The sequence below is a fragment of the uncultured Amnibacterium sp. genome, assembly GCF_964245895.1.
Classification (GTDB): Bacteria; Actinomycetota; Actinomycetes; order Actinomycetales; family Microbacteriaceae; genus Amnibacterium.
In genome coordinates this window covers 1-12672 of sequence record NZ_CAXTOQ010000104.1, presented here as the reverse complement: position 1 = coordinate 12672, position 12672 = coordinate 1, and the positions used below count along the sequence as shown (strand labels likewise).

Annotated in this window: 13 protein-coding genes and 1 riboswitch; of the genes, 6 read left to right on the top strand and 7 right to left on the bottom strand. The window is 72.8% G+C overall.

Annotation, left to right across the window (positions count from 1 at the left end):
* The 3 genes from ACFE60_RS13330 to ACFE60_RS13320 form a co-directional block, all read right to left on the bottom strand.
* A partial coding sequence (locus ACFE60_RS13330; RefSeq protein ID WP_375389348.1) for an aldehyde dehydrogenase family protein occupies nucleotides 1-734 on the bottom strand: 734 nt, incomplete at its 3' end.
* Between the two features lie 56 nt (nucleotides 735-790).
* Complete coding sequence (locus tag ACFE60_RS13325) at nucleotides 791-1582, bottom strand: gamma-glutamyl-gamma-aminobutyrate hydrolase family protein (RefSeq protein ID WP_375389347.1); 792 nt, start codon at nucleotides 1580-1582, stop codon at nucleotides 791-793.
* Complete coding sequence (locus tag ACFE60_RS13320) at nucleotides 1575-2957, bottom strand: glutamine synthetase family protein (protein WP_375389346.1); 1383 nt, start codon at nucleotides 2955-2957, stop codon at nucleotides 1575-1577. Before ACFE60_RS13320 ends, ACFE60_RS13325 begins: the two co-directional genes overlap by 8 nt.
* A 135-nt stretch (nucleotides 2958-3092) precedes the next feature.
* On the opposite strand from ACFE60_RS13320, the gene ACFE60_RS13315 reads away from it, so the two are divergent.
* The 3 genes from ACFE60_RS13315 (at nucleotide 3093) to ACFE60_RS13305 (ending at nucleotide 6994) form a co-directional block, all read left to right on the top strand.
* Nucleotides 3093-4607, top strand: coding sequence for an amino acid permease (locus ACFE60_RS13315; protein ID WP_375389345.1), 1515 nt, complete (start codon nucleotides 3093-3095; stop codon nucleotides 4605-4607).
* A 38-nt stretch (nucleotides 4608-4645) separates the two neighbouring features.
* Entirely contained in the window at nucleotides 4646-6433 is a 1788-nt protein-coding gene (locus tag ACFE60_RS13310; RefSeq protein ID WP_375389344.1) for a glycoside hydrolase family 15 protein, read from the top strand.
* A 108-nt stretch (nucleotides 6434-6541) separates the two neighbouring features.
* Nucleotides 6542-6994 carry an SRPBCC family protein gene (locus ACFE60_RS13305; RefSeq protein ID WP_375389343.1) on the top strand — a complete coding sequence of 151 codons (453 nt, stop codon included), beginning with the start codon at nucleotides 6542-6544 and terminating at the stop codon, nucleotides 6992-6994.
* 303 nt (nucleotides 6995-7297) lie between these two features.
* Here the strand turns inward: ACFE60_RS13305 and ACFE60_RS13300 are convergent, their stop codons facing one another.
* Entirely contained in the window at nucleotides 7298-8953 is a 1656-nt protein-coding gene (locus tag ACFE60_RS13300) for an amidase (protein ID WP_375389342.1), read from the bottom strand.
* Nucleotides 8954-8982: 29 nt separating this feature from the next.
* Nucleotides 8983-9056, top strand: a riboswitch (Fluoride riboswitch).
* A gap of 20 nt (nucleotides 9057-9076) precedes the next feature.
* Here ACFE60_RS13300 and ACFE60_RS13295 point away from each other — a divergent pair.
* Nucleotides 9077-9508 carry a fluoride efflux transporter FluC gene (locus tag ACFE60_RS13295; protein ID WP_375389341.1) on the top strand — a complete coding sequence of 144 codons (432 nt, stop codon included), beginning with the start codon at nucleotides 9077-9079 and terminating at the stop codon, nucleotides 9506-9508.
* Nucleotides 9505-9873 carry a fluoride efflux transporter FluC gene (locus tag ACFE60_RS13290; protein ID WP_375389340.1) on the top strand — a complete coding sequence of 123 codons (369 nt, stop codon included), beginning with the start codon at nucleotides 9505-9507 and terminating at the stop codon, nucleotides 9871-9873. Before ACFE60_RS13295 ends, ACFE60_RS13290 begins: the two co-directional genes overlap by 4 nt.
* Nucleotides 9874-9879: 6 nt before the next feature.
* On the opposite strand, the gene sufU is transcribed toward ACFE60_RS13290, so the two are convergent.
* The 3 genes from sufU to ACFE60_RS13275 are packed head-to-tail and all read right to left on the bottom strand — an operon-like array spanning nucleotide 9880 to nucleotide 12462.
* Nucleotides 9880-10320 carry a Fe-S cluster assembly sulfur transfer protein SufU gene (gene sufU / locus ACFE60_RS13285; protein WP_375389339.1) on the bottom strand — a complete coding sequence of 147 codons (441 nt, stop codon included), beginning with the start codon at nucleotides 10318-10320 and terminating at the stop codon, nucleotides 9880-9882.
* Nucleotides 10317-11609 (bottom strand): aminotransferase class V-fold PLP-dependent enzyme, encoded by a 1293-nt coding sequence (locus ACFE60_RS13280; RefSeq protein ID WP_375389338.1) that lies wholly within the window; start codon nucleotides 11607-11609, stop codon nucleotides 10317-10319. The genes sufU and ACFE60_RS13280 overlap by 4 nt, the downstream gene beginning before the upstream one ends.
* A gap of 40 nt (nucleotides 11610-11649) precedes the next feature.
* Entirely contained in the window at nucleotides 11650-12462 is an 813-nt protein-coding gene (locus ACFE60_RS13275) for a hypothetical protein (protein WP_375389337.1), read from the bottom strand.
* A gap of 6 nt (nucleotides 12463-12468) precedes the next feature.
* Between ACFE60_RS13275 and ACFE60_RS13270 the strand changes: the two genes are divergently transcribed.
* A partial coding sequence (locus tag ACFE60_RS13270; protein ID WP_375389336.1) for a hypothetical protein occupies nucleotides 12469-12672 on the top strand: 204 nt, incomplete at its 3' end.

Genomic DNA, 12672 nt, shown 5'->3' with positions numbered 1-12672 from the left:
CAGCAGTCCTGGCCCGCGTTGTCGAAGACGGCGCCGGGTGCCGCGGCCGCGGCGGCGTCGAGGTCCGCGTCGGCGAACACGACGTTCGCGCTCTTGCCGCCGAGCTCGAGGGTGACCGGCTTCACCTGCTCGGCCGCGAGCGCCATCACGCGGGAGCCGGTTCGCGTCGACCCCGTGAACACGACCTTCGCGACGTCCGGGTGGCGCACGAGCGCCTCCCCCGCGACGGCGCCTCGGCCGGGCACCACCTGCAGCAGGCCGTCGGGCAGGCCCGCCTCCAGCGCGAGGCCGGCGACGCGGATCGCGGTGAGCGGCGTCCACTCGGCGGGCTTCAGCACGACCGCGTTGCCCGCGGCGAGCGCGGGAGCGAAGGCCCACGCGGCGATGGTCATCGGGAAGTTCCAGGGCACGATCACGCCGACGACGCCGAGCGGCTCGTGGAAGGTCACGTCGATGCCGCCGGCGACCGGGATCTGCGCTCCGATCAGGCGTTCCGGTGCGCCGGAGTAGTACTCGAGCACGTCGCGGACGTGCCCGGCCTCCCAGCGGGCGGAGCCGATCGGATGCCCCGAGTTCCGCACCTCCAGCTGCGCCAGCTCCTCCGCGTGCGCGTCCACCGCGGCGGCGAACCGGCGGAGGAGGCGCGCGCGGTCGACGGGGGCGAGCGCGGCCCAGCCCTCCTGCGCGCGGACCGCGCGGCGGACCGCCTGGTCCACCTCCCCCGCATCGGCCATGCCGACCTCGGTGAACGCCTCCCCGGTGGAGGGGTCGACGATCGCGAACGCCTCGGTCACGCGGTCCCCCCGATTCCGTTGTGAAGGAACTCCTGCTCGTTCCTCGCAGAAGTTCCTTCACAACGGAGAGCGGCGGCGGCCCTCGCCAGGGCCGCGAAGAGGCGGCGGTCGGCGTCGTCTTGCTCGGGGTGCCACTGCACCCCCACGACGAACCGGTCGCCGGGCAGCTCGACGGCCTCGATGAGCCCGTCGTCGGCGTGCGCGGCGACCTCCAGGCCGTCGGCGAGGCGGTCGATCGCCTGGTGGTGGTGGCACTGCACCGTCAGCCGATCGCCGACCGCGCCGAGGACCTCGCGCACCCGGGTGCCGCCGCTGATCCCGACATCGGTGCGGCTGAAGCCGTTCGGGACGCCGCTGTGGCGGTCGTCCGACACGTCGGGCACGTGCTGCACGAGCGAGCCGCCGAGCGCGACGTTCAGCACCTGCAGACCCCGGCAGATCGCGAGCACCGGCACGCCGCGGGCCACCGCGGCCAGGATCAGCGCGACCTCCCACGCGTCGCGGTCGTGCCGCGGCGCGTCCGTGTGCGGGCCCGCCGCCGCGCCGTAGCGCCCCGGGTCGACGTCCGCGCCGCCCGAGACGACGAGGCCGTCGATCGCATCGAGCACCCGCTCGATCGTCGCGACCGTGAACGGCTGCGGGGGCAGCATGATCGGGATCCCGCCGCCCTGCTCGACCGCGATGAGGTACGTCTCCGGCACCATGCCGAACCGCTCGTCCCACTCCCCGCGCACGGCCTGCTCGAGGTACGTGGTGACGCCGATCAGCGGCCGTCCGCCGTCAGCCACGTTCGAAGCCCCGGACGCGCTCCCAGTCGGTGACGGCGCTGCGGAACGCCGCCAGCTCGACGCGCGCGGTGTTCAGGTAGTGCTCGACGACGTCGGCGCCGAACGCCTCCCGCACGAAGTCGGAGGCGCCGAACAGGCCGGCCGCCTCGTCGAGGGTCGTCGGCAGCCGGGGCTTGTCGCTGCCGTAGGCGTTGCCGGCGAACGGGTCCTCGAGCGGCAGCTGCCGCTCGATGCCGTCGATGCCGGCCGCGATCATCGACGCGACGGCGAGGTACGGGTTGACGTCCCCACCGGGAGCGCGGTTCTCGAACCGCAGCGACTGCCCGCGCCCGACGAGGCGCAGCGCACAGGTGCGGTTGTCGAGTCCCCAGGCGACCGCGGTCGGGGCGAAGCTGCCGTCCTGGTAGCGCTTGTACGAGTTGATGTTCGGCGCGAAGAACAGCGTCAGGTCGCGCAGGTGCGCCAGCTGCCCGGCGAGGAAGTGCTCCATCAGCGGCGAGAACCCGTTGGGTCGGGAGGCGTCCGCCATCGCCGCCGACCCGTCCGTGCCGCGCACCGACAGGTGGATGTGGCAGGAGTTCCCCTCCCGCTCGTCGAACTTGGCCATGAACGTCAGCGCCTTGCCGTGCGCGTCCGCGATCTCCTTCGCGCCGTTCTTGTAGAGGACGTGGTTGTCGCAGGTGGTCAACGCATGCGCGTAGCGGAATGCGATCTCCTGCTGGCCGAGGTTGCACTCGCCCTTGACGCCCTCGCAGTACATCCCCGCGCCGTCCATCGCGAGCCGGATGTCCCGCAGCAGCGGCTCCATGCGGGTGGAGGCGAGCAGCGCGTAGTCGATGTTGTAGTCGGAGGCGGGCGTGAGGCCCGTGTAGCGCTTCGCCCAGGCCGAGCGGTACGTGTCGTCGAAGACGATGAACTCCAGCTCGGTGCCGACGAAGGGCTCGAGCCCGAGGGCGGCGAGCCGTTCGATCTGCCGCTTGAGGATCTGCCTGGGCGACACCGACACGGGCGCGCCGTGGTCCTCCTCCGGCCCCGGCACCAGCTCGAGGTCCGCCATCACGAGCGCCGTGCCGGGCAGCCAAGGCGTGCGCCGCAGGGTGTCGAGGTCGGGTCGCAGCACCATGTCGCCGTAGCCGCGCTCCCAGGACGAGATCGCGTAGCCGTCGACCGTGTTCATGTCCATGTCGACCGCGAGCAGGTAGTTGCAGGCCTCGGCGCCGTGCCCCGCGATCTCCTCGAGGAACAGCCGCGCGGAGGTGCGCTTGCCGACGAGCCGGCCCTGCATGTCCGCGAACGCGACGATGACGGTGTCGGTGGTGCCGGCGTCGACGTCCGCGGCCAGCTCGTCGAGCGGAAGGTTCCCGGTCTTCGCCATCGCGTCCTCCAAAGGTCGGTGAGCAGGCCGTTCGGCCCAGTATGGCGCGCAGCGTTTACCCGTTCGAAACACCAAAGGTTGACGGGCCTACCTATCGCGTCGATACGCTCCCCCCATCCCGACACGAGGAGCGCCATGTCGTCCACCGCTCGCAAGCCCTCCGTCACGTACAAGGCCGCCGACGAGGGCTACTTCGAGAAGCGGCAGCTGAAGCGCTCCGCCGGGTTCTGGGGCATCTGGGGCATCGGCGTCGCGGCCGTGATCTCCGGCGAGTTCTCGGGCTGGAACTTCGGCACGCAGACCGCCGGGTTCGGCGGCATGGCGATCGCCACGCTGGTCGTCATCGTCATGTACTTCTGCCTGCTGTTCTCGATCGGCGAGATGAGCGCGGCGATGCCGCACACCGGCGGCGCCTACTCCTTCGCCCGCGCGGCGCTGGGGCCGTGGGGCGGATTCGTCACGGGGCTCGCGGAGACGATCGAGTACGTGATGACCACCGCTGTCGTCGTGTTCTTCGCCGGCCAGTACGCGGACGGCGCGCTCGTCGCGTTCACCGGCGCGAGCATCCCGCAGCCGCTGTGGTGGGCGATCCTGTACCTCGTCTTCCTCGGGGTGAACATCCTCGGCGCCGCCGTCGGCTTCCGGCTCGCGATCATCGTCTCGGTGCTGTCGCTCGCGATCCTCGCGGTGTTCGTCGTCGTCGCCTTCGCGACCGGCTCCTTCTCGACCGACAAGCTCTTCGACGTCGTGCCGACCGCCGGCAACTCGACGTTCCTGCCGAGCGGGGCGCTGCCGATCCTGTTCGTCCTGCCGTTCGCGATGTGGTTCTTCCTCGGCATCGAGGAGCTGCCGCTGGCGGCGGAGGAGACGCACGAGCCGCAGAAGGTCATCCCGAAGGCGGGCTTCTGGGGCCTCGTCACCCTGCTGATCGCCGCGGTCGTGATCTTCATCGTGAACACCGGCGTGCTCGGCGCGAAGGCGACGCAGGCGTCCCTGCAGCCGCTGCTCGACGGCTTCGACGCGATGGTGCCGCCGCAGCTGGCCGGCGTGCTCGCGCTCTTCGCCCTGATCGGCCTGCTGGCCAGCCTGCAGGGGATCATGTACGCCTACGGGCGCAACATGTACTCGCTGTCCAGGGCCGGGTACTACCCGCAGGTCCTGTCCCTCACCGGCCGGCGGCAGACACCGTGGCTGGCGCTGATCGTCGGCGCCGTCATCGGCTACCTCGCCCTGGTGCTCGTGCAGGTGACCGGCGATCCCGCCACCAGCGTCGCGGGCGCCGTCGTGCTGAACATCGCGGTCTGGGGAGCGGTGCTCTCGTACATGCTGCAGATGATCTCCTTCGTCGTGCTGCGGCGCCGGTTCCCGAACGCGGCGCGGCCGTACACCAGCCCGACGGGCGTGCCCGGTGCCGTGATCGCCGGCGTCATCGCGCTGGCGATCTTCATCGGCTTCTTCCTCACCGGGATCACGGCCTACCTGATCGCGATCGCCGCGATCGCGGTCGTCTACGTGATCGGTCTCGTCCTGTTCGCGCTCGTCGGCCGGCACAACCTCGTGCTGTCGCCGGAGGAGGAGTACGCGATGAGCGGCGGCCTGCACCGCGACCCGGAGGTCGAGACCTACGACGGCAGGATCCCGACCGCCTGACCCTGCTTCTCGCAGGCGGAGGCGAGCAGGATCGGGCCATGCCCCTGCCGATCGAGGACTATGCGATGATCAGCGACTGCCAGTCGGCGGCGATGATCGGCCGGGACGGCAGCATCGACTGGCTCTGCTTCCCGCGGTACGACTCGGCGAGCATGTTCGGCGCGCTGCTCGGCGACGAGACGCACGGGCGCTGGCTGCTCGCGCCGGCGGAGGAGGGCGCGACCGCCTCCCGCTCGTACATCGAGAACACCTTCATCCTCGTGACCCGGTGGACCACCTCCACCGGCGAGGTCGAGGTCACCGAGTTCATGCCGCACGGCAACCGCGCGGCCGACATCGTGCGGCGGGTCCGGGGCGTCAGCGGCTCCGTGGTCATGCAGCAGGACCTGCGCATCCGGTTCGACTACGCCCGCGCGGTGCCGTGGGTCCGTCAGGCGACGGACGAGGAGGGGCCGGGCATCATCGCGACCGCAGGTCCGGACGCCGTCATCGTGCGCGGCCCCAGGCTGAAGGCGAAGGGCGAGTCGCACCGCGGCACCTTCCCGGTGCAGACCGGCGAGACGGTCGACGTCGTGCTCGCCTGGTACCCCTCCTACCGCGAGGCGCCGCCGGCGCTCGACGTCGACACCGTCCTCGGGTCGACGAAGGCGTGGTGGGACGAGTGGACGAAGGGCATCGCGCACCAGGGCCGCTACCACGAGCAGGTGCTCCGCTCCCTGACCGTGCTGCGGGCGCTGACGCACGAGGACACGGGGGGCATCGCGGCCGCCGCGACCACGAGCCTCCCGGAGCAGTTCGGCGGCGCGCGCAACTGGGACTACCGCTTCACCTGGCTGCGCGACGCGTCGCTCGCCCTCTCCGTCCTGATCAACCACGGCTACCTGCGGGAGGCCGCCGGGTGGCGAGGCTGGCTGCTGCGCGCGATCGCCGGCGACCCGGCGGACGTGCAGATCATGTACGGGCTGGGTGGCGAGCGGGACCTGCCCGAGCGCGAGCTGACCAACTTCCCCGGCTACCAGGGCGCCTCCCCCGTGCGCATCGGCAACGGCGCCGTCGACCAGTTCCAGGCCGACGTGATCGGCGAGGTGATGGTCGCGCTGCAGGAGGCGCGGGAGCGCGGCGTCCCCTCCGCCAGGCACGCCTGGCCGGTGCAGCGGTCGCTGATGAAGTTCACGGAGCAGAACTGGCAGCGCAAGGACTCCGGCATCTGGGAGATGCGCGGCGCCGAGCAGTACTTCACGCACTCCCGCGTGATGGTCTGGGCCGCGTTCGACCGGGCGATCAAGGCGCACGAGCGCTTCGGGCTCGACGGACCCGTCGAGCGGTGGCAGACGCTCCGCAGCCGCATCGAGGAGGAGATCGAGGAGCAGGGCTTCGACCGGGAGCGGAACACCTACGTGCAGGTGTACGGGTCGAAGGAGGTGGACGCGTCGCTGCTGATCCTGCCGCAGGTCGGCTACGTCAAGGCGACCGATCCGCGGATGCTCGGCACCGTCGCCGCCATCGAGCAGGACCTCATGCCGGACGGCCTGGTCATGCGCTACCGCACGCAGCACAGCGACGACGGGCTGGTCCCGGGCGAGTACCCCTTCCTCGCCTGCAGCTTCTGGCTGGTCGAGCAGTACGCCACGAGCGGGCGGCACGAGGACGCGCTCGCGCTGATGGACCGGCTCGTGGGGCTCGCGAACGACGTGGGCCTGCTGTCCGAGGAGTACGACGTCGTCGGGCGGCGTCAGGCCGGCAACACCCCGCAGGCGCTCTCCCACCTGGCGCTCGTGCGGGCCGCCGACGCGATCGAGTCGGGGAAGGACATGCGCGGGCGATGACGCCCCCTCCGGCTGAGCGCGACTCCGGTCCCCTTCAGCCGTCTCCCCCGGGACGTCCAGCCGACGTCCATACGGTCGAGGGAGACGCAAGGAGAGAGGAGTGCCCTCATGGCACAGGTCATCGAGACCATCGACGTGGACGTCCCCGTCGGCAAGGCGTACAACCAGTGGACCCAGTTCGAGTCCTTCCCGCAGTTCCTCAGCTTCGTGGAGTCGATCAGCCAGGTCGACGACACGCACAACCACTGGAAGGTGAAGATCGGCGGGATCGAGCGCGAGTTCGACGCCGAGATCACCGAGCAGCACCCGGACGAGCGCGTCGCGTGGAAGAGCACCGACGGCACGACCAACGCGGGCGTCGTGACCTTCCACAAGCTGTCCGACACCTCCTCCCGCGTCGCGGTGCAGATCGACTGGGCGCCGGAGGGGCTCGTCGAGAAAGCGGGCGACGTGCTCGGCTTCGACGACCGCAGCGTCAAGAAGGACCTGGCGAACTTCAAGGAGTTCATCGAGTCGTCGCCGGCGACCGGCGCCTGGCGCGGAGACGTGCCGCGCGACTGATCGCGACTTCTCCTTCCGTTCTGTAGGTCTGCCAGACCTACAGAACGGAAGGAGGAACGGATGCCCCGGCCGCTTGACAGCCGGGGCATCCGTCTGCCCGCAGGTCGCGTGGAGGCGCTGGTCGGTGCCGGGCTGATCGGAGGGCTCGAGCAGGACGATCCGAGCGGATCAGCAGGACAGAACGGCATCAGCAGGACGATTCGGCTCGTATCGTCCTGCTCAAGCCGTTCTGTCCTGCTCACGCCCTCGATCTGTGCGGGGTGGGAGGGGCCGCCGGAGGGCGGCTGCGGGCCTCGGCGAGTGTCAGAGGGGCGGGGTGCGGGGCGGGGCGTGCCGCTCGGTGACGCCCTGCGCCTCCATCGCGGCGGCGAGCGCCAGCAGGCGGGTGTCGTCCCACGCCCGGCCGGCGATCGTCAGGCCGATCGGCATGCCGATGTCGGCCATCAGCCCCATCGGCACGGTGACCGTCGGGATGCCGAGGTGCCGGATCACCAGGTTGCCGTTCGCCACCCTCGTCCCGTTCCGCCAGGCGAGCGCCGCGGAGGCGGGATCCGTGTCCGCGTCGGCCGGGCCGACGTCGGCGACGGCCGGGAACACGATCGCGTCGAGCCCGAGGGCGTCCAGCTGCTCCTCCAGGTCGATCCGCCTCGCGGCCTCGAGCCCCTGGACCCCCTCCGCCAGGTCCGGGATCGACAGCAGGTCGGGCACGCCCGCCTTCGCCCGTTCGACGTACTCGGCGAGGTCAAGGTCCGCGTCGCCGTACCGGTCGGGCAGCGCGCCCTGCGGGTGCGGGAAGATCCGCGGCCCGTCGACGTCCGCGAGGCGGTGCAGGGCGGGATCCCCGTTGTCGCGGAGGAAGCCGTCCCAGCCCCAGATCGACAGGTCCCACAGCTCCCGGGCGAGGTAGCCCGGCGGCACGAGGCCGCGGTCGACGAGCCCCTGCTGCCCGCCCCGCACGCCCCGCTCGTACTCGGTCACCACGGGCAGGTCGATCTCGACGACGGTCGCGCCGCGCGCCTCCAGCTGCTTCCGGGTGATCCACCAGCGATCCAGCACGGAGGGCCGCACCTCGATGCCGGGATCGGCGCCGAGGTACATCCGGGGCGCGCCGAGCCGCGCGCCGGCGAGGTCGGCGCCGTCCGCGAGCGCGCGGTAGGAGGCGGGGCGCAGGTCCTCGACCGGCGGGATCGGCACCCACGGCTGCGTCCGCCAGAAGTCGCCGGAGGGGTCGGGGTCCGGCGCCACGACGACGTCCAGCACCTCGAGCAGGTCGGCGACGGACCGCGTGTGCGGCACCACGACGTCCATCGTCGGCACGAGCGGCCACCCTCCGCGCACCGAGATCACGCCACGTGACGGCGTGTAGGCGACGAGGCCGTTGTTCGTCGCCGGTGCGCGGCCGGACGACCACGTCTCCTCCCCCAGCCCGAAGGCCGCGAACGACGCCGCGGTCGCCGTGCCGGACCCGTTGGAGGAGCCGGAGGCGAACGCGGCGGTGAGGAACGCCGCGCTGTACGGGCTCTCCGCCCGGCCGTAGACGCCGCGCTGCATGCCGCCGTTGGCCATCGGCGGCATGTTCGTGAGCCCGAGGCAGATCGCGCCGCCGGCCCGCAGCCGGGCGATGACGAAGGCGTCGTCCTGCGCGACGAGGTGCTGGAACGCCGGCGAGCCGGCCGCGACGGTGAGGCCGCGCACCCGGTAGCTGTCCTTCGCGGTGTAGGCGATGCCGTCGAGCGGGCCGAGCAGCGCGCCGGCCGCGCGGCGCTCGTCGCTGGCGCGCGCCTCCGCCAGCGCGTCCGGGTTCGCGACGACGACCGCGTTCAGGCGGATGCCGCCGCGGTCGTACGCGTCGATCCGCGCGAGGTACGCGTGCACGAGCCGCTCCGCGGTGACGTCGCCGCGCTCGAGCGCCTCCTGCAGATCGGCGACGGACGCCTCCACGACATCGAACCCGGCCACGGGGCCGATCCTGCCAGGACCGCCGATAGCCTGGCAGCGGTGATGGAGCTCGCCACGGCCGCCCGGCCGGAACCGCGCTGACGCTGATGGCCCCTGCCGTCCTTCGTCGACGTCTGGAGCCCAGTGACCGCCTCCGCCCGTGAGCGCGCAGCCCACCTGCGGCCCTCGATGCTCGCCGTCGTCGCGACCGGCGGCGCGGTCGGCACCGCCGCTCGGGAGGGGCTGTCGCTCGCGATCCCGCCCCTCGGCGGGCTGCCGATCGCGATCCTGCTCATCAACGTCGCCGGCGCGTTCGTGCTGGGCCTGCTGCTGGAGGCGCTGGTCCGGCGAGGCGCCGACGTCGGGGGTCGGCGGCTGCTGCGGCTCGGGATCGGCTCCGGCTTCTGCGGCGGGTTCACCACCTACAGCACGCTCGCGGTCGGCGCGGCGGAGCTGCTGCGGTCAGGGGCGACCGGGGTCGCCGTCGGCTACGCGGTGGGCTCGGTGCTGCTCGGCGCCGTCGCCGCGTGGGCCGGCGTCGCCGCCGCCGCCGCGCTGCCGGGGCGGCGCGCGTGACGCCGCCGCTCCTCCTGCTCCTCGCCGTCGCCGGAGGGGTCGGCGCCGCGCTGCGCCTGCTGGTCGACGGGCTGGTGCGCGACCGCTTCGGCGGCCGCCTGCCGTGGGGCACCGCCCTGATCAACCTGTCCGGCTCGTTCCTGCTCGGGCTGCTGACCGGCTGGGCGACCAGGGGCCTGCCGGAGGCGGTGCTGCTCGTCGCCGGCACCGGGCTGCTCGGCGGGTACACGACCTTCAGCACCGCGAGCGTCGAGACCGTCCGGCTCCTGCAGCAGCGCCGGGTCGCCGCCTCGTTGGGCTACGGCCTCGGCGTGCTGGTCCTCTCGATCGCCCTGGCCGTCGCCGGCGTCGCGCTCACCGCCTGAGCGACGTCAGGGACCGAGGTGCCGCAGGGCGTCCTCGGCCGCGACCCAGGCGAGCATCGCGCACTTCACCCGGGCCGTGTACCGGGAGACGCCGCCGAGCACGACCGCGTCGCCCAGCAGGTCCTCGTCGGGCTCGATCCGTCCCTTGGAGCGCATCGCGGTGCGGAACGCCTCGATCCGCACCAGCAGCTCGTCGCCGCTGAGCCCCGGCGCGAGGTCCGCGAGGATCGACGCCGACGACTGCGAGATCGCGCACCCGTCGCCGTCCCAGCGGATCCGGTCGATGCGGCCGCCGTCGCCGTGCAGCTGCAGGGTGATCTCGTCGCCGCACGTCGGGTTGACCTGGTGCGAGGACGCGGCCGCCCCCTCCTCCAGCCCCTTCGCGTGCGGCCGGCGCGCGAGGTCGAGGATGACCTCCTGGTAGAGCCCGCCCGGCCCGGTGCTCACGACCGGGCCCCGAAGAACGCGACCGCGTCGCGGACGCCGTCGATCACCGCGTCGACCTCGTCCTGCGTCGTGTAGAGGTAGCCGCTCGCCCGGGTGGAGGCGGTCAGCCCGAGGCGGCGGTGCAGCGGCTGCGCGCAGTGGTGCCCCACCCGCACCGCGATGCCGCGGTCGTCGAGGAACTGGCCCACGTCGTGGGCGTGCACGCCCTCGACGCCGAAGCTCGCGAGGCCGACCCGGGCCTCCCCCGGCGCGGGCCCGAGCAGCCGGACTCCGTCGATCGCGGCGAGCCCCTCCGCCAGCCGCGCGCCGACCGCGGCCTCGTGGGCGGCGATGCGCTCCATGCCGATCCCGTCGAGGTAGCGGACGGCGGCAGCGAGCCCGATCGCCTGGGCGACGGGCTGCGTGCCGGCCTCGAACCGCTGCGGCGCGGGGAGGTACTCCGCGTGCTCCATGGTCACGGTCGTGATCATCGAGCCGCCGGTGAGGAACGGCGGCAGGGCGTCCAGCACCTCGCGACGGCCGTAGAGCGCGCCGATGCCGGTCGGGCCGAGCATCTTGTGGCCGGAGAACGCGGCGAGGTCGACGTCGAGCGCGCGCACGTCGACGGGCAGGTGCGGCACGGACTGGCAGGCGTCGAGGACGACGAGCGCGCCGGCCGCCCGGGCGAGCGCGACGAGCGGCGCGACGGGGCTCACGGAGCCGAGCACGTTCGAGACATGGCTGAACGCGACGACGCGGGTCCTGGCGCCGATGATCCGCTCGGCCTCCTCGAGCCGCAGCCCGCCGCGGTCGTCCACCGGCACGAAGCGCAGCACGGCCCCGGTCCTCGCGGCGAGCTCCTGCCACGGGATGAGGTTCGCGTGATGCTCCAGCTCGGTGACGACGATCTCGTCGCCGGCGCGCAGCCGGAACCGGTCCGCCTCCGCGCCGCCCCGGCCGGCGGAGGCGTTGCCGATCGCGTAGGCAACGAGGTTCAGCGCCGCGGTGGCGTTCTCCGTCCAGACGAGCTCGTCGTCGTCGGCGCCGACCAACGCCGCGACCGCGGCGCGGGCGTCCTCGAACCGCTCGGTCGCCTCCGCGGCGAGGGTGTGCGCGCCGCGATGCACGGCCGCGTTCTCGTGCTCCAGGTAGAAGCGTTCGGCGTCGAGCACCGCGAGCGGCTTCTGGCTGGTCGCGCCGGAGTCGAGGTAGACCAGGCGTCCGTCGCGCAGGATCGGGAAGTCCGCGCGGATCGCCGCGACCTCGCTCTCGGTGAGCGCGTCGGTCCGCTCGCCCTGCACCACGCTCATCCCTCCAGGGTACGGAGGAACCGCGAGGCACCCGCGCGAGTCAGAGGCAGAGCCCGACGGCGCTCTTCGCGACGATCACCGACCGGGTCGCCGTAGCCCTACGACCGTACGGATCCGTGAGCGTGATCGTCGCCGTGTACGCGCCGGGGGCGAACGCGCCCTTGACGCGACCCGACCACGCGGTGGAGAACAGCAGCCGGCGGACGGCGGGCTTCATCGCGATCGTGGCGACGGTCGTCGTGCCCTGCGTGATCACCACCGAGCCCTTCGTCGAGAGCGGCCGACCCTGCGAGTCGGCGATCGTCGCCGGGCGCACGGTGTGGATGTAGGCGGGGTAGGTGCTCGCCGCCTGCGTCCAGCCGGGGAAGGCGATCGGTCGCCCGTTCAGCGTCGCGACCTGCCAGACCAGGCGGGGCTGCGCGGGCGTCACCACGCCGCAGCCGAAGCCGCGGAGGACGACGGAGGCGGGCAGGTCCAGCAGCCCGGCGACGGTCGTCCTGACCGTCTTCCCGGACACCCGCAGCACGACGGTCGCCTTGACCGGCCCGCCCTTCAGCGTCGTCGTCGGCACGGCCACCTCGGTCTGCCCGATCGGGCTGCTCACCGGCACGCCGACCGAGGTCTTCCCGACCGACAGCGTGACGGTGCCGGTGAACGCGGCGGCCCAGCCGTCGACATCGGTCGCCGCGACCTGCAGCCGGACCGGATCGGTCGACAGCGGATCGGTGACGGTCAGGAGCACCCGGCCGGAGGCGGCGCGGGCGGGCGGAGCGACGAGGAGGCCGGCGCCCGCGACGGCCAGGAGGACGACGATCGCGAGCGCTGCTCGCGCGGGCCGTCCCATCCAGGTCATCCGGGCATGGTGACGGCTCGTGCCCGCGCGGGCGCCGGCGGCGGGCCGCGCGCCGCCGCCTCCGCCCCCGAACGCGGGGTGGGCAGATGGGACCGCGACGCGCCCGGTATCGATGTCGGAGGGGTCGAACATACTTTCGGCATGCTGACCCACGCGGACATCCGGCTGCTCGAGTTCGAGGACACCCACCCTCGCCGCACCGGCCTCAAG